This is a genomic window from Streptomyces sp. NPDC048415, assembly GCF_040651675.1.
In the GTDB taxonomy this organism is placed as follows: domain Bacteria; phylum Actinomycetota; class Actinomycetes; order Streptomycetales; family Streptomycetaceae; genus Streptomyces.
Window position 1 is genome coordinate 1 of record NZ_JBEZKJ010000135.1, and the last position, 18303, is coordinate 18303.

14 protein-coding genes and 5 pseudogenes are annotated in these 18303 nt (G+C 68.4%); 11 read left to right on the forward strand and 8 right to left on the reverse strand.

Translation table 11 applies throughout. From position 1 onward, the window contains the following. The first annotated feature begins 503 nt into the window (after positions 1-503). The gene (locus AB0D27_RS41830; RefSeq protein WP_362519971.1) at positions 504-2639 is read left to right on the forward strand and encodes a SpoIIE family protein phosphatase; all 2136 of its coding nucleotides are present in this window, start codon (positions 504-506) and stop codon (positions 2637-2639) included. A 344-nt stretch (positions 2640-2983) separates the two neighbouring features. Here the strand turns inward: AB0D27_RS41830 and AB0D27_RS41835 are convergent. The 3 genes and pseudogenes from AB0D27_RS41835 to AB0D27_RS41845 form a co-directional block, all read right to left on the reverse strand. Continuing rightward, positions 2984-3712, reverse strand: a pseudogene (locus AB0D27_RS41835) (IS4 family transposase); the annotation flags it as partial. A gap of 27 nt (positions 3713-3739) precedes the next feature. Further along, complete coding sequence (locus AB0D27_RS41840; protein ID WP_362519939.1) at positions 3740-4132, reverse strand: hypothetical protein; 393 nt, start codon at positions 4130-4132, stop codon at positions 3740-3742. 560 nt (positions 4133-4692) lie between these two features. Beyond that, positions 4693-5162: pseudogene (locus tag AB0D27_RS41845) on the reverse strand (NUDIX domain-containing protein). Between AB0D27_RS41845 and AB0D27_RS41850 the strand changes: the two are divergent. The 7 genes and pseudogenes from AB0D27_RS41850 to AB0D27_RS41880 form a co-directional block, all read left to right on the forward strand. Next, positions 5149-5901, forward strand: a pseudogene (locus AB0D27_RS41850) (GntR family transcriptional regulator); the annotation flags it as partial. The pseudogenes AB0D27_RS41845 and AB0D27_RS41850 overlap by 14 nt on opposite strands. 46 nt (positions 5902-5947) lie before the next feature. Further along, a complete protein-coding gene (locus AB0D27_RS41855; protein WP_362519974.1) occupies positions 5948-6094 on the forward strand; it encodes a hypothetical protein in 147 nt (48 codons plus the stop codon). Between the two features lie 196 nt (positions 6095-6290). Next, positions 6291-6740 carry a hypothetical protein gene (locus AB0D27_RS41860; RefSeq protein WP_362519942.1) on the forward strand — a complete coding sequence of 150 codons (450 nt, stop codon included), beginning with the start codon at positions 6291-6293 and terminating at the stop codon, positions 6738-6740. Positions 6741-7279: 539 nt separating this feature from the next. Next, the gene (locus AB0D27_RS41865; protein ID WP_362519945.1) at positions 7280-7507 is read left to right on the forward strand and encodes a ferredoxin; all 228 of its coding nucleotides are present in this window, start codon (positions 7280-7282) and stop codon (positions 7505-7507) included. Next, on the forward strand, positions 7497-8891 hold the full coding sequence (locus AB0D27_RS41870; RefSeq protein WP_362519948.1) for an FAD/NAD(P)-binding oxidoreductase: 1395 nt from the start codon (positions 7497-7499) through the stop codon (positions 8889-8891). Before AB0D27_RS41865 ends, AB0D27_RS41870 begins: the two co-directional genes overlap by 11 nt. A gap of 39 nt (positions 8892-8930) precedes the next feature. Then, a complete protein-coding gene (locus AB0D27_RS41875; RefSeq protein WP_362519951.1) occupies positions 8931-10136 on the forward strand; it encodes a cytochrome P450 in 1206 nt (401 codons plus the stop codon). A 214-nt stretch (positions 10137-10350) separates the two neighbouring features. Next, a pseudogene (locus tag AB0D27_RS41880) lies at positions 10351-10546 on the forward strand (integrase); the annotation flags it as partial. Positions 10547-10966: 420 nt separating this feature from the next. Here the strand turns inward: AB0D27_RS41880 and AB0D27_RS41885 are convergent. Continuing rightward, positions 10967-11602 (reverse strand): ATP-binding protein, encoded by a 636-nt coding sequence (locus tag AB0D27_RS41885; RefSeq protein ID WP_362519954.1) that lies wholly within the window; start codon positions 11600-11602, stop codon positions 10967-10969. Positions 11603-11821: 219 nt separating this feature from the next. On the opposite strand from AB0D27_RS41885, the gene AB0D27_RS41890 reads away from it, so the two are divergent. Next, the gene (locus AB0D27_RS41890) at positions 11822-12418 is read left to right on the forward strand and encodes a TetR/AcrR family transcriptional regulator (protein WP_362519957.1); all 597 of its coding nucleotides are present in this window, start codon (positions 11822-11824) and stop codon (positions 12416-12418) included. 117 nt (positions 12419-12535) lie between these two features. Here AB0D27_RS41890 and AB0D27_RS41895 read toward each other — a convergent pair. Beyond that, a pseudogene (locus AB0D27_RS41895) lies at positions 12536-13120 on the reverse strand (IS3 family transposase); the annotation flags it as partial. Between the two features lie 137 nt (positions 13121-13257). Between AB0D27_RS41895 and AB0D27_RS41900 the strand changes: the two are divergent. Beyond that, positions 13258-14457: an IS110 family transposase gene (locus tag AB0D27_RS41900; protein ID WP_362519976.1), complete on the forward strand. Its 1200-nt coding sequence runs from the start codon at positions 13258-13260 to the stop codon at positions 14455-14457. On the opposite strand, the gene AB0D27_RS41905 is transcribed toward AB0D27_RS41900, so the two are convergent. From AB0D27_RS41905 to AB0D27_RS41915, 3 genes are all read right to left on the reverse strand, one after another. Continuing rightward, entirely contained in the window at positions 14450-14935 is a 486-nt protein-coding gene (locus AB0D27_RS41905; protein WP_362519960.1) for a hypothetical protein, read from the reverse strand. The two genes, AB0D27_RS41900 and AB0D27_RS41905, sit on opposite strands and share 8 nt — an antisense overlap. A gap of 400 nt (positions 14936-15335) precedes the next feature. Beyond that, positions 15336-16529, reverse strand: coding sequence for a PP2C family protein-serine/threonine phosphatase (locus AB0D27_RS41910; RefSeq protein WP_362519963.1), 1194 nt, complete (start codon positions 16527-16529; stop codon positions 15336-15338). 118 nt (positions 16530-16647) lie between these two features. Continuing rightward, positions 16648-16848 carry a hypothetical protein gene (locus tag AB0D27_RS41915; protein WP_362519966.1) on the reverse strand — a complete coding sequence of 67 codons (201 nt, stop codon included), beginning with the start codon at positions 16846-16848 and terminating at the stop codon, positions 16648-16650. A gap of 635 nt (positions 16849-17483) precedes the next feature. On the opposite strand from AB0D27_RS41915, the gene AB0D27_RS41920 reads away from it, so the two are divergent. Continuing rightward, positions 17484-18299: a hypothetical protein gene (locus tag AB0D27_RS41920; protein ID WP_362519968.1), complete on the forward strand. Its 816-nt coding sequence runs from the start codon at positions 17484-17486 to the stop codon at positions 18297-18299. Positions 18300-18303 lie beyond the last annotated feature (4 nt).

The following is an 18303-nucleotide window of genomic DNA, read 5'->3' on the forward strand; positions in this document are numbered from 1 at the left end:
ACAAACGCGACTACATCTTCAACGGCACCCTGGCCGTCACGGCGATCGTCATCTGGCTCCGCGACACCGTCCAAGAGCCATCAGAAACGGCCTAGCCGCCCCTGCGCCTCGGCCGATCGTCCACCGGGGTCCGGCGTCGGCCGCTGCTGTTCGGGCTTGTTGGTGTCAACTACTGGCGTCAGCCGCCGCACTCGGTCTTGACAAGGGAGCTTCGCCGTTGGGCATGACTTTCGAACCTGCGCAACGGTTCCTTACCTCCGGGCGCTGGCCGTCCAGAGCCGGGCGCGCCGTCCGCCCTGTCGCGTTATTGCGCGGCATGCCCACGCTGCGACATCCCAGCGCAAATCCCTGCCGATCCCGGCGTACAAGGGCGCTGAGACTGAGGTGTTGCGTAATCCTCGTGAGGCCGGTCCTTGTGGCATCCTAGATGGTCCCCTTATTGTATGAAAAATACGATTCAATACGGACTATGGGACGTGCGTGAGGCAGGTAAGGGCTTGAGCGTGGATGAGGACGGGGCCGCGGCGGGGGAGGCGGCTGCACGGCTCGACCTGTTGATGGAGCGCATCACGCACGATGTCGGCGCCCACGTCGGGGTCACGTATCTCCTGGTCCCGGAGCGGCAGGTGCTGCAGATGACCGCGGTGACCGGAGCCCCCACGAGGTTGGCTGTGCCTTGGGTCCGGCAGGCGCTGGCGTCGCCGGCGCCAATGCCCGAGGCTGTCCGCTCGCAGAGCCCCGTGTGGCTTTCCGGCCACCAGGAGCTGGCCCGCCGCTTTCCCCGTACGGCTCTCGCCTTTCCGTACTCCGTCGCCCATTACGCCGCACCGTTGATGGCCGACGGAGTCTGCTGGGGCGCCTTGGATCTGCTGTTTCCGGGCAGCCGCCCAGAGGGGCTGCCCGCCGCCGAGCTGGCGCGAATCAGTGAGGCCGCCGACCAGATGGCCGAGGTTTTGCGGGATGCTGCCGCCCGGCGCCAGCCGGTGCGTCCGAGGGACGAGCCGCTCTTCGTGGAGCCGCCGCCGGCTCGTCAGGCTGAGCCCGTCGCTGCCCTCCTGGAGCGCTTCTCCGAGGGCTTCGTCGCGCTCGATCTGCAGGGCCGGATGACCTTCCTCACCGAGGGGGCCGCCCGGCTGCTCGGCCGCGACCGCGCCGAGCTGCTGGACGCCGAACCCTGGGACGTTCTGCCCTGGCTGAACGACCCGGCCTACGAAAACACCTTCGTCGCCGCGCTCTTCAGCCGTCAGCCAGCCGGTTTCACCGCCCGACGGCCGGACGGCGCATGGCTGTCGTTCCTGCTCCACCCCGACGCCACCGGCATCAGCGTGCGCATCGTGCAGGGAGAGGCGCCCGACAGCGAGCAGGAACCGGCCGAGGACATCCTGCCCACCGTGCCCACCCGCGCGGGCACTCTCTTCCGCCTCCTGCACCTGGCCTCCGCGCTCACCGAGGCCGCGGGCGTCAGTGAGGTAGCCGAGTCGATCATGGATCAGATGCAGCCCGTCCTCGACGCCGAGGGACTGGCCCTTGTGACTGCCGACGAGGACCGGCTGTGGGTGGCGGGCTCACGCGGTTTCCCGCCGGAGATGCCCGAGCAAGTCAACGGCCTGCCGATGGCGACCCGGACCGAGGTCGCACGGACCATGGAGACCGGTGTGGCGGGCTTCCACCCCACCAACGCCGAGTTGGTGCGCACGTTCCCCCATTACGAGCAATACCGGAAGATGGGCGCCTTCGCCTTCCTGCCGCTGACGGTCTCCAGCGGCACCTTCGGCTGCCTGGTGCTGGGGTATGACAGACCGCGGAACTTCAGCCCGGAGGAACGCGCGGAACTGACCTCGCTGGCCGGCGTGATCGCGCAGGCGTTGGAGCGCGCCCGGCTCTACGACGCCAACGCGCGGCTGGCGCGAGGTCTCCAGGAGGGGCTCCTGCCGCGCCACCTGCCCCGGGTACCCGGCCTTCGGGTCGCCGCACGCTACCGGGCCGCGACGCACACCCAGGACGTGGGCGGCGACTTCTACGACCTCATCGATCTCGGCGCGCACGCCGCCGCCGCGGTGATCGGCGACGTCCAGGGGCACAGCGTCCAGGCCGCCGCCCTGATGGGCCAGGTCCGCACCGCCGTGCACAGCCTCGCCAGGACGGGTGCGCCGCCTGAGGAGATCCTCGCCCGCACCAACCAGCTCCTCCTGGAGCAAAACAGCCCCCTGTTCTGCAGCTGCCTCTACGCCCACATCGACATCCCCGGCCATCGCGTCTTGCTGACCTCCGCCGGCCACCTGCCGCCGATCCTGCGCCACCCCACTCACCACACCGACGTGCTCGACCTACCCCCCGGACTGCTCCTCGGCGTGGCGGAAGATGCCCGCTTCCAGACCGTCGAGGTGCCCCTGCGCCCCGGTGCCCTGCTGGCCCTCTACACCGACGGCCTCGTGGAGCGGCCCGGCATCGACGTGGAGCAGTCTATCGACCTCCTGGCCGACCAACTCGCGAGGCAGGACGACAAACCACTGGAGATGCTCGCGGACACGATCGTCACACGCGCGCAGGAGACGGTAGCCGCTCAATCCCGTGACGACATCGCACTGCTGCTCGTGGAGTACGGCAAGGCGGGCAAAGCGCACCCGGCGGGCCCGTGAGCCGGTCGGGCCGCAGCCGGGCGGCAGCGGCTGAGCCCCGGTCGTGGCGTTGCGTTGCCACGGAGATCGCCAGCGACGCATGGGCTGAGGAGCGCAGACGGGTATCAAGTCGGCCGGACCTGCCTCCTGGTCCGAAAATAATGGGTGAGGTGCGGGTCGAGCGGGTGCTGTGACGCTGGTGGGTGTCAGGGTGCTTCGATGGGGTCGAAGCGGACGGTGAAGCCGAGGGCGTTGGCTTGGCGGTTGGCGGGTCAGTCGACGCCACGCATGGCGCGTTCGGGGTCGAGGCGGGTGAAGTAGTCGCCGCCACGCGGGCGCCTGTTCAGGATCGAGGAGGGTGGTGATCAACGCGAAGACCTCGGAGACACCGTCGTCTCGGAGACGCTGTACTCGATCACCCGCACGGTCATGCGCTCGTCCCGGCGCTTGCCGCGCAGTTCGGACAGGTACGTGCCGTCATCCAGGCGCCGCTTGACGGGCAGGGTTAAGGAATCCGAGACGCGCCACAGCAACTGGGCACCGGTGGCCGCGGCATCCCGATACAGCTCGTAGGAGGGAAAGCCACGGTCGGCCAGCAGGAGCATTTCTGCCGTGAGCTTGCCCAACAGCCGCTCCAGCAGGGTGCGTTCGCCGACCTTGATCGAGTCGAACGTGGCCCCGACCAAGGCCAAACTTCCGCACTCAGCCAACGCCACCAGGCGGGCCTGCGGCAGCACACCGCCGGAGGGGATCTCGAACGCGGCGGCGTTGTCCCGGCTCGCGGGAAGATCGAAGACGGTTCCGTCCACGGCAACCTTGCGCAGTCCTCGCCAGAACACCTCCTCGTGCCCCAGCGGGACGGTCGGCTTGGCGGTGCCCTCGAACAATGCCTTCAACGGTGCGCTGCCCAGGCGATCCCGTGCACGGGAGATCGCGCCATCGGTCGGCACGGTGTATCCATCCCATCCACCGCGGGCCCAGCGCAGGCCGCTCAGCAGGTTCCGCAGCACACGCACGTAACCCTTGCCGAAGTCCAGCCACAGCGCCATCGTCAGATAGACCATCAGCCGCGCTGGCAGCGCACGAGTGCGACTGTCGGAGTCGGAGTCGTCAGGAACACATCACTTCGGCGTCGCGCCCTCGCAGCTCTCCGAAACTTCCACCACCTCGAAGATCACTGGGAAATCGGTGATCTGCTGGTTCGGACCCGGCTGGGAGTTGCAGATCTTCCACGCGGCCGGGTCGTCCACCGAACGGCCCTGTCTGCTCGCGTCTTTGAAGGTCATGTCGAGTTCGGAGCTCATCTGCTCGTACGCGCGCCCGGCGTTGCCGCCGATGACATCGGGCATGATGGCGGCGACGGGCTCGGGGTCTGTCGAACGACGCGTCTCGGCGGCCCCCGAGCTAGTCGTGGTACTCGCCGAGACGTCCGGCACGGATGACGCTCCGCAGGCAGTGACTGAGGCCACGAGAGTGGCGACGAGGGCGGGTCTCAGAAGCTTGGTGACGGGCATGCGATGTTCCCCCCAGCGTGACGGCAGTTCCGAACAGTATTCAATCCGATGATTGTGTCCAGTCGCAGCTCGGCCAGCGGAACGGCTCGGGACCGAGTGATCGCGGCCAGGCCTGTTCCCTGCCACCCTTCCCGCCAGCCACCCCAGCTCCCATCCCGTCCGCCGTCGACCCACACACCGTGGAGCGGGCGTGGTCCCTGGCGTCCAGGTGGAGCGCGCCACTGTACGAACGACCTGGACGCCAGGGGCCGCGTCTGCTCGGCTCTGCCTGGTCGACGGTGGACGGGATGGGAGCACCCCGCGCACGCCACTACGGGCTCGCAGTCGACGACGGCGCCCCCTCCATCCCGGTGCCGGCCGATCCCCCGCCGGAGGCATTGTCTTGACCAAGAGCCGCTCTATTTGATCGACTCATGGCTTCCGGCCCTATCCACGTGTGGGCGCGCGTCGGCGCAGCGCGGGCGGAGCGGGCCGAAGGCAGGAGCGGCGCCCGCAGTGGAGCCGGGAAGCGCGCCCGGCGGAGCGGAGCGCAGCCGGGGCTTGATGAAGTAGGGAAAGTTCTATCCCGCTGGGATGAGGCGCTTGCCGTCGTGGCTTCGTACGTGCGGGCTGTTGCCATGTGCCAAGGCGTCCAAGAGCCTGACGGCGAAGGCCTCGGACATGCGCTCTGTGACTTCCTCGGGCGTGAGCCAGGCAACCGCCGTTGACTCGCTCGACGTACGCTCCGTGCCACCGGACGGCTTACAGCGGAAGACCAGGGCCACGATGCCTCTGGCCATGTTCTTGTAGACCCCGGTGAGCTCGTCCACCTCGAATGGATGCCGGTCTCCTCCAGGACCTCACGCGCGACACCCGTTTCTGGGGCCTCGTCCAGTTCGAGCACACCGCCGGGGAGCTCCCAACTGCCGTTGTCGGCCCGGCGGATCGCCAAGAGGCGCCCGTCCTCGCGCACCACGACTCCGGCCACGGACACCGAGTGCAACGGTGTCGCGGAAGTTGCTTCCTGTGATGTACTCATGTACAGGAGCATAGGAGGAAGAGTGCAGATCGCTGACGAGATCGGGCAGCAGATCAGGGCGGGCGTCCTCAAACCTGGTGAGATGGTGCCGAGCGAGTCGGAACTCGTCGACCGCTACAACGTCTCGGGCGGGACGATCCGTAAGGCCATGGTCGAGGTCCGCGCGAGCGGGCTCGTCGAGACACGGCACGGCAAGGGCTCGATCGTGAAGGATCGGCCGCCGGTACGGCATCGCTCCTCCGATCGCTTCCGGCGCTCGCTTCGGCAGGGCGGCAAGGCCGCGTACCTCGCCGAGTCCGCGCAGTCCGGCGCCACCGCCAAGGTGAGCGTCCTCTACATCGGCCCCATGGAGGCTCCTGAGGATGCGGCCCAGCGGCTGGGCGTATCCGCCGGCACTCAGGTGCTCGCCCGGCGGCGCCTCTACTTCCGCAACGGCACGCCCGTCGAGACCGCGACGTCGTACCTGCCATGGGACGTCGTCAAGGACATCCCCGACCTGTTCGCCGAGAACCCCGGCGGCGGTGGCATCTACGCCCGACTCGAAGACCACGGGCACGAGTTCGCGGAGTTCGTCGAGACCCTCCAAGGGCGTCCGGCCTCCAAGGCGGAGTCGTCAGAGCTGGCACTCAGCCCCGGCGCTCCGGTGATCCACCTGATCCGCGAGGCGCGTACGACCGAGGGTCGTGTGGTCGAGGTCTGCGACACGCTCATGGCCGCTGACCAGTTCGTTTTCGAGTACCGGATCCCCGCCGCACGATGCCCGGCACGGCTGCGCGACCCTGCTCACCGCGGCCGGGGTGGCGCCACGCGTGGTGATGGAGATCCTGGGGCACAGCCAGATCGCCGTCACGATGAACGTCTACGCCCACGTGGTTCAGGACACGCAGCGCGAGGCGGTCAGCCACATGGACCGGCTGCTCACGCGGCGCCTGAAGCGCGAGTAGTTCCGGCGCTGATGTCAAAGACCCCCAGCCATGATCGGCTGGGGGTCTTTTTCCTGGTGGGCGCGGACGGTTTCGAACCGCCGACATCCGCCTTGTAAGGGCGGACGTAGTCGATCAGGAGGACGTCCAAGTCACTGCGGTTGTGGCGCCCCCCTGCTCAGCGAGGCATCTTGACTGCGGTAAGCCGTCGTTGACCGTGACTGACCCCAGGAAGTGGCACGGCCGTGGCACGCGGCCACTCTCCCCGGCCCAGCTCTTGCCTGGTTCCCGTACGAAGGGGAAAGAGGGCTCCGAGGACCACGACACTCTCCTGCACGCCTACGACACCCGAGACGGTCAACGCTCCTGGCAGTTGCAGGCGCCGACCGGCCAGGAGCACGGGTTCCCCGAGATCGCCGACGGCCGGGTATACGTCGTACGCCAGCTCTTCCTCACAGAGGCAGACACAGGTAGCCGGATACACGCCGACCTGCTCATCCTCGACGCGGACACCGGGCGCCTGCTCCACACCCTGCGGCTGCCGGCCATGACCGCGCCGGACGACTCCGACTACTTCGGGAAGCTCGACATCCTCGACACCGCCGACGGCGCGGTGAGCATCGGCTGGCGAGACGGCGGGGGGCACCTGCTGATCGCCACGGACTGACCCCGCCCGCGCCACGTCATCGACCGACGGCGCTAACTGCGACTTGGCTGTCGACGGTTGTCAGTGTCGGTCGTCGTTGAGCGCATTCTGACTGCCCGGAGTCGGCCCCAGAGGAAGCTCCAGGGCCGCTGACGCCTCCCGCTGCTCGGCCTGCTCGATGCGAACTATGGGCACGGTGGTCGCTGAGGTCTCGTGGGCTGGTGCGGAGGGTGGTTAGGCACACAGACGGTCGGCACTGGTCGGTGGGGTTGCTGTACTTCGTTGCTGTACTGCGACGGTCCAGGGGCGTCGGCCGAGCAGTCCACGAACGGACCTCGAGCCCCCGCACGGTCAGTAGCCGAAGAACTGGTTTCACATCAGAGTGCCCGAGGAGCTTCCCTTCGCCTCGCGCGAGGCCTGGTCGCCCAGCGCCGCCCACGCCTTGCGAGACCTGGGCGGAGGACTGAAGCTGAAAGTGAGGCATGCCTACCGACCACATGGACCGAGCGCAGACGGCTGCGGGGCTCGGCCACCGCGGCCCATGCAGGGAGCGGATTCCAATGAGGCTTGTCGTCGATCTCAACCGGTGCCAGGGGTTCGCGCAGTGCGTCTTCCTCGCCCCGGACGTCTTCGCCCTGCACGGAGAAGAGGCGCTGCTGTTCTCCCCTCGCTTCGACGAGGCACAGCGTGACCAGGTGGAGAAGGCTGCTGCCGCCTGCCCGGTCCAGGCCATCCTCGTCGACTACTCCGATGAGACGACGAAGCGGGTGGAGCCCCATGTCGGCTGACACGGACGTCGAGGTCCTGCGGCGCCAGGGCCGCATTGTCGTCGTCGGTGCCTCGCTGGCCGGTCTGCGCGCGGCGGAGACCTTGCGCGAGAGGGGCTTCACCGGATCACTGACCATGATCGGCGACGAGCCGTACGAGCCCTACGACCGGCCGCCGCTGTCCAAGCAGGCGCTGCTCGGACGGGCACGGCCTGAGGACACCGCGCTTCCGCGGCGGCGGGACATCGACGCCGAGTGGCGTCTGGGCGTCGCCGCCGAGGGCCTGGACCGGGACGCCAAGAAAGTGCGCCTAATGAACGGCGACACCGTCCCCTACGACCGCCTGCTGATCACCACCGGGACCAGAGCGCGGCCTTGGTTCCACCCGGAAGAGGCCGCCCTGGACGGGGTGTTCGTGCTGCGTACCCGCGACGACTCCGCCCGCCTGTACCGGAAGCTGACCGGGGGCGTGCCCCGGGTGTTGGTGATCGGCGCCGGTTTCACGGGCTCCGAGGTCGCCTCCGCCTGCCGGGAGCAGGGTCTTCAGGTCACGGTCGCCGAACGCGGCCCGGCACCGCTGGTGGGCGCGCTCGGCGGAGTGATCGGCGCGGTCGCGGACCGGCTGCAGCGCAAGCACGGGGTCGACCTGCGTTGCGGCGTCAGCGTCACCGCCCTCGAGGGCGACGATGTGGGACGACTCAGGCGCGCCCATCTGTCCGACGGTTCGGCGATCGACGTGGAGGTGGCGGTCGTCTCGCTCGGTGCCATGCGGAACACGGAATGGCTCGCCGGCTCGGGGGTGGCCGCGGGTCCGCGGGGGATCGCGTGCGACGCCGGGTGCCGGGTGTTCGACGTCAACGGCATCGTCACCGACGACATCTACGCCGCCGGTGACGTCGCCCGCAGCCCCCACCCGCTGTTCGACTACCAGTTCCTGGCGCTGGAGCACTGGGGCAACGCGGTCGAACAGGCCGAGATCGCCGCCCACAACATGATCTGTGCCGGGCCCGAGCGCCGCCCGCACCTGTGGCTGCCGATGTTCTGGTCCTCCCAGTTCGGCGTCAACATCAAGTCGGTGGGCGTGCCCTCGCTGGGCGACCAGCTGGTCGTCGCCCAGGGGACACTCGCCGAGGAGCGGTTCGTCGCGGTGTACGGCTACCGCGGCCGCGTCATCGCCGCAGCGTCCTTCGACGGAGCCAAGTGGCTGGGGTTCTACGAGCAGCAGATCGCGTCCGGCGCCCCGTTCCCGCCGGAGTACCGCTCGGTCGACCGCCGGACCGAGACGTTGCAGCCGATCGACCCGGCCTTCCCCGACCCCCATCTGCCCACCCACGGGCCCACCGTGACGCTGACGGGCCACTCACCGAGCGAGCGGCGTGTCACGTTCGTTCCGTCGCATGCCTGATCACCGGCCCTGCACCGACCGGAGCCCTTAGGAGTCACCATGACGTCCGGCACCATCTCCGCGCAGATCACCGACTACGCCAATCGGGCCGATCCCTATCCGCTCTACGCGGAACTGCGCAAGCAACCGGTCAGGCGGGAGGACGACGGCACCTATCTGATCAGCACCTATTACGAGGTGCGGAGCCTGGCCAACGACCCGCGGCTGAGCAACGACACGAGCAACCGTCTACCCGGCTACGCCCGCGTCGGGCAACCGGTGGAGTCCGGACTGCCGCCCAGCTTCATCTTCACCGACCCGCCCGTGCACGACCGGCTGCGCGACACCATCAACCGGCCGTTCGGCCCGCCGCACAGCCCCAGGTTCCTCGACGGCCTGCGCGAAGAGATGGCCAAGGTCGTCACCGAGCTGCTCGACGCCTTCGAGGGCAAGGACCAGGTCGACATCGTGACGGACTTCTCCTACCCCCTTCCCGTCACCGCCATCTGCAAGGTCCTGGGCGTGCCGCGCGAGGACGAACCGCGCTTCCACGTCTGGGCCGATGCCCTGGCGTCGTCAGTCGATCCCCACTCCGGCGACGACGGCGGCCCGGAAAAGGCACGGCGGGCGCGCCAGGACATTGGCGCCTACCTGTCCGACCTGATCGAGACCAAACGCCGCCACCCCGGCCCCGGGATGCTCAGCGCGCTTGCCCCCGACATGACACCGGCAGACCTGGAGGCCACCGCGGTGCTGCTCCTGGTCGCCGGCCACGAGACCACCGTCAACGCGATCACCAATACGACCCTCACCCTGCTGCGCCACCCCGACCTCCTCGATCGGTTCCAGAAGGACCCGGACCTGGCCGTCCCGCTCATCGAGGAAGTGCTGCGGTACGAGCCTCCGGTCCAGTTCGTCCCGTGGATCACCGCCCTGGCCGACATCGACGTCGCCGGCACCACGATCCCCAAGGGCTCGCCGGTCTGGCTCATGCTGGCCGCGGCCAACCGCGATCCCCGGCGCTTCGAGGACCCCGACCGGTTCGATCCCGACCGCAAGGACAACGAGCACCTGGGCTTCTACACCGGCATCCACTACTGCTTCGGCGCCCCTCTCGCCCGCATAGAACTCCATTTGGCTGTGCCCGAACTCTTCCGCCGGGTCAAGTTCTCCCGGCTGCTCGAGGACCCGCCGCCGTACCGCGCCAACGCGGTGCTGCGCGGCCCGCGCCATCTTCCCGTGGCCATCGAGGGCCTGACGGCCTGAGCACCACTGACGCAGGGCCGGCTGAACAGAATGCCAGTGGCGGCATCAGTGCCCTGCAGCCGATCACGGTCCGCGCCTCACACCTCAAGGCGGTCGCCTGATGCCCAACGCCAAGGGGCGCCGTCGCCGCTTCGGATCCGTGTGCAAGCGACCCTCAGGGCGCTTCCAAGCCCGCTACCGGGGCCCAGACGGCCTGATGCGCACGGCTGACACGCACACCGGCAACACGCTCGCCGCGACCGGCGGCGCCACCACCCGCGAGCTGATGCACCGCATGGGCCACTCGTCGGTGCGAGCCGCGCTGGTTTATCAGCACCTCGTCAACGGCCGCGACCACCAAGATCGCCGACTACGTGGACGGCCAGATCAAGAAGGTGGAGCGGCCTCCACACGGCCCATCTGGCACGTAAGTGGCACGGCGGCCCCGAGCGGCCGAAAAAGATCAAGGCCCAGGCATCCGGATCACACCGGTTGACCTGGGCCTTGTTCGTGTCCTGAGACTGGTGGGCGCGGACGGTTTCGAACCGCCGACATCCGCCTTGTAAGGACAGACGTGCTCGGTAGCGGAGACGCCCAGGTCGCTCCCGCTGTAACGCCCGCCCAGCTCAACGACGCATCTCGACTGCCGAGACCCGTCGTTGACCGTGATTGACCGCATGATGTGGCACGGCTGTGGCACGCGACCGCTTCGTCCCGAAGCAACTCGGATGGGAGCTCGGCCTTGGGCTTGTGTGCCTGTGATCTGCTGGGATGGTCCGCAGACGTGCGAGCTTGTCCGCCGCTGTCCCAGGGACGGCCCAGCGATGCCGTCCGGACCTACCGGGACCAGCTCAGTCGGAGGTAGGCGAGCTCTTTGGTGAAGGCGTCTGCGTCAGCATTTCGCACCACGTGGTCTTGCCAGTGGCCGTACGGGTGCTGCCCCAGGCGTCCGCGAGCAGGTCGAGGAGTTCCGTGCCGCGTCCGCCTTCTGCGTCGGTGTCGACGACGCGGCGTACGGGGCCGGCGGGGGTGGTGTCCTCGACCTCGCACCGCAGCCGGGAGCCGCGCACCTGCAAGTTGAGCCGCAGAGGGCCGTGCGTGTGACGCAAGGCGTTGGTGACCAGTTCGCTGACCAAGAGCTCGGCGGTGTCTGTGAGGCCCTCCATATTCCAGTCGCCCAGTTGGGCGGTCACCAGGCGCCGGGCCTGGCGGACCGAGGTCAGTTCCCGCGGTATAGGCCATGAGGCGTCCCAGGCGGTTGCGCGGGCGCGGGGCCTGTCAAGCGGCCGCAGGGGCTCCAGGGTGCGCGACCAGAGAGCCCGGTTACGGGCGACCCACGATGTGGCTGCGCCCTCCGGAGACGAACCCTTCCCCTGTGTCGGGTCCGCGGCACCCTTCCGCCCCGACTCCTCAAGTCGGCGGCGGTAAAACCGGGCAAAGCATCCCCGGCGAGAGGTCGTGGAGAGGTCGATGGCCTGGGAAGCCACACGAATCAGTCCCTTCTGAAGCCCTGGCGACCATGGCCGCCAGGGAGGCGGAGGGCCGTCGATGACCGGGCCGGGCATGCACCAGGTCCTGCGTCACGTAGCACTCGCTACGCTTAAAAATATACACGTAGCAAGTGCTACAGTAAATATCTGAATGAATGCTAATGAATCGGACATGTGGGATTGATCCATCTCGCGCAGCTGCAACTTGGAGCCTTCATGCCGCGCCCGCCCGATCCGGCCAAACGACACGACCTGCTGAACCGGGTCCGTGAGTACGTGATCCGCAACGGCCTGGCCGACCTTTCCCTTCGCCCGCTGGCCCGGGCCCTGGGCACCAGCGACCGCATGCTCTTGTATTACTTCGGAACCAAGGAACGCATGGTCGCCGAGGCGCTCGCCCTCGACGAGAGGCGACCGCTCCTGCGCGCCCGGAATCTGCTCGACCCCACCGCCTCCCCCAAGAACCCTGCGTGGCTCCGCCGCTTCGTGGAGGAAACCTGGCAGCAGCTCAGCGCCCCGAACATGCGCGCCTGGCTCCCCCTCTACCTCGAGATCATGACCGCCAGCCTGCTCCATCCCGACCGGTACGGGCCCGTCATGCACGACGTGCTCACTGAGTGGACGGGCCTGCTCACCTCCGTCTTCCGCGGCCTAGGCATGACCGAGGCCCGAGCCCGAGCGGAGGCCGCCCTCCTGGTCGACGCGTTGTTCGGCCTGCTCATTGCACCCCTGGCCGACGGCGACTGGGACCGAGCCGACGCAGCCTTCCGCACCCTCCTCGACCGCCTCGAACCCGGCTGGCGCAACACCTAGAGATACTCAGTCCAGCAGATTAGACAACTTGGGCGGGGGCGCTGCCTTGGGATGGTGTGGCTCTGAGCTGCCGGGCTGGTCCGTGGGTGTCCGCCGCTGTTCGTCGGCGTTGTCATGACTGCCCGCGTCCGAATGATGAACCAGCCCCCATCCAGCGGGAGTTCCGGCGCGGTCTCGGCGCCAGAGGGCCATGTCTAGGGCGTCGAGGACGAGTTTGGCCCGCTTGCTGGTGGCGGCGGACCAGCCCACGATCGTCCGGGAGAACACGTCCACGACGAATGCGACATAGACGATCCCGGACCAGGTGGCCACATAGGTGAAGTCAACCACCCACCGCTCGTTCGGACGTGCCGCGGTGAAGTCGCGCCGGAGCAGGTCACCAGCCCTCTCCTGGCCGTCGTCCCGAATGGTGGTGCGGATCTTGTTCCCACGTCGGGCACCCTCAAGGCCGAGGTCGCGCATCAGCCGGGCGACCGTGCAGCGGGCTGCTTCGATGCCCTCGCGGTGCAGTTGCCGCCAGACTTTGCGGACTCCGTAGACGCCGTAGTTGTCGGCGTGGACACGGCTGATCTGGGCTTTCAGGTCTGCGTCGCGCATCGCCCGGGCGCTGGGTACACGGTTCTTGGCGGCGTAGTAGGTGCTGGTTGCGATCTTCAGTCCGTGGCCGGAGAGCACACGGCAGATCGGCTCGACGCCGAACACCTAAGGCATCGACGGACCGTTGATGAGGGGCTTGAGCACCGGCTTCACTCGAGCCGGAAGAGCTCTCCGTAACGTGGATGTGGCAGCTCGGTGCCGTGGCAGGCCGGACGAAAGCGTGATGGAGGGGCCTGCACGTGATCGACACCGGCGACATCGACGTCTTCCTCGCCCTGGACGTTGGCAAGGGCGAACACCACGCCACCGCCGTCACCCCGGCCGGAAAGAAGGCGTTCGACAACCGGCTGCCCAACACCGAGCCGAAGCTCCGCGAGCTGTTCGCCAAGCTGCAGGCCAAGCACGGAACCGTGCTGGTCGTCGTCGACCAGCCGGCCTCGATCGGCGCCCTGCCACTGGCGGTGGCGAGGGACATGGGCTGCCCGGTCGCCTATCTGCCCGGCCCGACGATGCGGCGGATCGCCGACCTCTACCCCGGTGAGGCCAAGACTGACGCGAGGGACGCATTCATCATCGCCGACGCCGCTCGCGCGATGCCCCACACGCTGCGGTCGATCGACGGCGAGGACGAGACGATCGCCGAACTGGGGATGATCGTGGGCTTCGACGACGACCTGGCCGGCGAGGCCACCCGGGTCGCCAACCGGCTCCACGGCCTGCTCACCCAGATCCACCCGTCGCTGGAACGAGTGCTGGGGCCACGGTTGCAGCACCCGGCCGTCCTCGCGTTGCTGGAGCGGTTCGGCTCCCCGGCCCAGATCCGCAAGGCCGGCCGTCGGCGGCTGATCACCCTGCTGCGGCCGAAGGCGCCGAGGACGGCCGAGCGGCTGGTCGATGAGATCTTCGCCGCGTTGGACGAGCAGACCGTGACGGTCCCGGGGACCGAGGCGGCCGCTCTGATCGTCCCGAGCCTCGCCGGCTCCCTGACGGCCGTGCTTGATCAGCACAAGCTGCTGGCCGGGCGGATCGAGGAACTGCTGGAAGCCCACCCTCTTTCGAAGGTCCTGACATCGATGCCGGGAGTCGGCGTCAGGACCGGAGCACGCATCCTGATCGAGGTCGGCGACGGCAGCACCTTCCCGACCGCCGGCCACCTCGCCGCCTACGCCGGTCTCGCCCCGGCGACCCGGAGCTCGGGCTCCTCGATCCGCGGCGAACAGCCTTCCCGGAGGGGAAACAAGCAGCTCAAACGGGCTTTCTTCCTCTCCGCGTTCGCGGCACTTGGCGACCCGACCTCCCCGGCCTACTACGACAAGAAGATCGCCCAGGGCAAGCACCACACCCAGGCCCTGCTCTGCCTCGCCAGGCGCCGGGCCGACGTCCTCTTCGCGATGCTCCGGGACGGCACCTACGAACCCCAGCCGTCGGCCTCAGTCACCTGACCCACGGCTCAGCGAGGAGAACGACTCGATCAGCCTCGACATCGAAGCCGAGCACCGGATGGCCATAGCCGCCCTCCGGATCCATCAGCACCGGCTTGCCCAACCGCCGCCCGATCTCCCGAAGGAAGCCACAGAACACGTCCAGTCGCTCCTGGCCCTGCAACTCCCGCAGGTCGACGTCGAAGTCGACTTCATCGTCAGCATGGAAGCGAAAGATCGCCAACACATCGGCAGTCGGCCAGACCCTCAGGTCCGGGCACTCGGCATCCGCCAGGCGGGACAGCACGGCCTCCGCCTGGGGCACCGGAAGCACCGACTCGCCATCGGAGTACTGGCACTTCCAGCCCCTCTCCGCGACAAGATCGAGCACCGCCTGCCAGTCCTCCACCGAGGCATCTGGGACACGCACGTCCGGCAGCGACCCCATCAAGTCCGGGTCGAAGAAGCAGCTCACGTCATCCCACAGCAGATCAACCACCCCGCCATGCTTCCCGGCTCCCCGACCCAACGCACCCCCGTTTCCCTTGACCAAAGACATAGGGGCACCCCCCGTTATGGTTTCCGCGGTCCTGCAAGAGGGCCGCTGGCCTCCGGGCCCGGCATGACTGTGTCCCCGCGTCCACCATTCCGGAAGGGCGATCTGCAGGATGAGGGCGCGCGTCAGCACCGGCAGGTTCTCCTTCACCGCCTGCGCCACGTGCCCGCCGGTTCCGGGCGTCCCTCCAGGCGTACAACGCGTCCTGAGCGGACTCGGGTGTCACGCAGCATCGCCGCGGTAGGTCGTCGTGTCGACGTCGGTGACGACGCCCGACAGCAGGCGCACCGCCTCCATGGCGTCCGTGAGCATGGCGACCGCTTCGCCGGTGGGCCGCTGCAGCTCATCGCTGCGGGCCCCGTCTGGTTTCGGCCGGTCGGCGTTGGTTGCCGTGCCAGTCCAGTATCACGACGGTGGCGTCATCCTTGAGGTTGCCGCGGCAGGCGTCGAGCACCGCGGCGGTCAGGCTTCGGACGGCTTCTCGCGGGTGCAGCGCACGGGTGTCGTGAATGACCGAGGCCAGGTCCACGGTCGCGGCACCGCGCTCCTGCATTCCGTCGGTGAGCAGGACCAGGCGGTCGCCGGGATGCAGCTGCAGCTCCTGTACGCGGTAGGCGGCGGGTGCCGCCACACCGAACGGCAGGTTGACGGCGAGTTTGACCTCTTCGACGGTGCCGTCGCGCAGACGCAGTGGCCAGGGGTGGCCTGCGTTGACCAGTTCGCACAGGCCTGTTTCGAGGTCGACGCACAGCAACTGTCCGGTGGCCAGGCCGCAGCTGTGGTTCAGCAGGGCCTGGTGGGCGTGGCGGGCTTGCTTGAGGGCGTCACAGCCGCTGCGGCGTGCCCGGCGCAGTGCCCCGACCAGCAAGGTGGCCAGCAGCGCAGAGTTTGTGTCGTGGCCCATGGCGTCGGTGATGGACAGGTGCAGGGTGTCGCGGTCCAGGGTGTAGTCGTAGGTGTCGCCGCCGATGTCGTCGGCAGGGACCAGCCCGGCGGCCAGGGTGAACTGGGCCGCCTCGCAGCAGGGCGCCGAGGGAAGCAATTGGTGCTGGATTTCCGCGGCCAGACTGGTCTCGGTGGTGCGCCGGACCAGGTGGTACAGGTCGGTGAAGCGGCGGTCGGTGACGATGATGTAGGCCAGCGCGTGGGCCGCGTCGCGGACCTGCCGGAGCACGGTGTCGTCGGCGCACTGCAGGGTCACCTCCAGAACGCCGATGCAGTCGCCGCGGTTGGTGACCGGCGTGATGACGCGCCGTCCGTCTTGGTCGTCCGGTTCCACATGCTGGCGCTGGCTGCGCAGAACACTGTCGTAGACGCTGCCCTGCAGGTCGATCGGCTCGGCATGATCCGCAACCTCATCGTCGGCCACGGCGAGGCGTACCAGCCGCTGACCGACGAGGTCGACGAACAGGAAGGACACACGCTCCGCACCGAACCGCTTCTGCAGATCGTGCGCTATTACGTCGACGGACTCCCCGGGCGGGGCCGCCTCCGCAGCGGCCAGCAACTCGCCCAGTTCCAGATCTCCACCCTCCATGGCAACCTCCCATCGGCTGCCGCAACTTCTTCCCCAACTCTCCTCGACCTCACCTGCTCTGCCCATCTTGGCTGGTCAGGACAGCGGACTATATCGGTGCGAGTAGGTCCCGGGTCCGTCAGGCGGCATCCATGGGCGGCCGGGCGGCCAGTGCGCCGGCGGCCGTGGGACACGGGGGAAGCAGCATGCCGACGCATGGCGAACGGTCGGGGAACGGGCCGATGCCGCTGCGGTGCGCCGTGGTTGCCGAACCGCCGCCTTCGCTGTCGGCGAGGAGCTTGCCGAGCTGCGCGATGCGCCCCTGGAATCCCGGCCACATGACCGCTTCGGCGAACTCCGCCCAGCACGGTGCTCCGTCCCGCCGACGGCTTCGGCGACCAAGGCGAGCGCATCGCCGTCACGTCGGAAATCAGCCGAGGGCGGAGGGAAGGTCATCCACCTCAGCCTCGCCGAGATCCGACGCCTGATCACCCGGCTCACCCACCGTCGACCCACATCGGTCGACCACATCCTGCACTGGTCAACCTGGCGCCGACGACGCCAACGTCAAGCCCGCGTCAGTCACTACAAGCGACGCGCACACAGTCCATAAGAACTGCCCAGCAGTCAGAACAACCACCGTTGCAGTACTAAGCGCCTACCTGCCGGTCGACGGTCTCCAGGCGGTCGACGTCCTGCTCCGATCGCTGCCCCCGTCCCCGGAGGAAGCCGGCGCGAGCACCGACTTCGGCCTCTACATCTACGCCCCGCACTCGCACTTCGAGGGCGGGCACGGCCGAGGGGCCCACGGGCTGCGTGCTGGAGCGGATACCCCGGATCAGCCGGTGAGTCAGGCCGGCCCTCCACGTCTCGTCAGCCCTGTCCCTTTGTTAGGAGTTCTTCACCTCAGCCACAGCGTCCTCGTATGAACGGCCAGCAGGCTCTATGGCGTTGCCAAGCGCGAGGAGTGTCACCATGAACGACTACGAACCAACAAGCCACTCGCCGGCCGGGACGGACCCGGCGACCACGGCCGCTCAAGCACGCCGGCCACACGTACGGCGGTTGCTGTCGAAGAAGAAGGGTGGATGGATCGTGGCCGCCGGGCTGACGTGTGCGGTGGCCGGACTCACCGGCACATCCGCCACGGCGGTTGCCTCGTCGTCCGCGACGCCCCTTTCGGCCACCACCGCGACACCTACCGCTTCCCTGCCCGCCGGCGGCGGGGCCCGGTCCGAGCCCGCCGCGGGGGGTGCCACGGGCATCGTCGACACCAAGTCCGCGTCGGGCTTCACCTTTTCCACGGCAACGGGTGTGGAGGTGACCGTCACCGAGGCGTCCTCCACGAGCTACAAGAAGGGAACCCACCACGCCTCGGCGAAGGCCGTGAAGAAGGGCGCAAGCGTCCTCGTCCTGGGCACGGTCGACAGCGCGACCATCGCGGCCACGCAGGTGATCGTGCAACCCGGGGGCGACGGCGGAGCTGCGGCTGCCAAGGCGGCAGGGGTGATCCCCTTCCAGCAGGGCACGCCGTCGCCGGCGAAGTCGGTCGGTCAGATTCCGGACTACACCGAGGGAGAGGGGACGATCGTCAGCGGGACGATAGCGGACAAGGCGACGAAGGCCGCGCAGGCCGTCGTCCCCGGAGGCATCAACGACCGTGTGGTGCAGCTGAGCGACGGCGAGTACGAGGTCCACAACATCAGGTTGGAGCAGATGTCGGCGTTCGGGGTCAGGAGGCCAAGGACGGTGTCGGCAGTTGGAATGAGCGGTCCCCGCTTGCGGGACTAAGCTG

Bases quoted from the DNA above. Each gene is read 5' to 3' on its own strand.
- AB0D27_RS41840 (WP_362519939.1), bottom strand. From the start codon at position 4,132: ATGCCCGTCACCAAGCTTCTGAGACCCGCCCTCGTCGCCACTCTCGTG.
- AB0D27_RS41865 (WP_362519945.1), top strand. From the start codon at position 7,280: ATGAGGCTTGTCGTCGATCTCAACCGGTGCCAGGGGTTCGCGCAGTGC.
- AB0D27_RS41870 (WP_362519948.1), top strand. From the start codon at position 7,497: ATGTCGGCTGACACGGACGTCGAGGTCCTGCGGCGCCAGGGCCGCATT.
- AB0D27_RS41875 (WP_362519951.1), top strand. From the start codon at position 8,931: ATGACGTCCGGCACCATCTCCGCGCAGATCACCGACTACGCCAATCGG.
- AB0D27_RS41890 (WP_362519957.1), top strand. From the start codon at position 11,822: ATGCCGCGCCCGCCCGATCCGGCCAAACGACACGACCTGCTGAACCGG.
- AB0D27_RS41910 (WP_362519963.1), bottom strand. From the start codon at position 16,529: ATGGAGGGTGGAGATCTGGAACTGGGCGAGTTGCTGGCCGCTGCGGAG.
- AB0D27_RS41915 (WP_362519966.1), bottom strand. From the start codon at position 16,848: ATGTGGCCGGGATTCCAGGGGCGCATCGCGCAGCTCGGCAAGCTCCTC.
- AB0D27_RS41920 (WP_362519968.1), top strand. From the start codon at position 17,484: ATGAACGACTACGAACCAACAAGCCACTCGCCGGCCGGGACGGACCCG.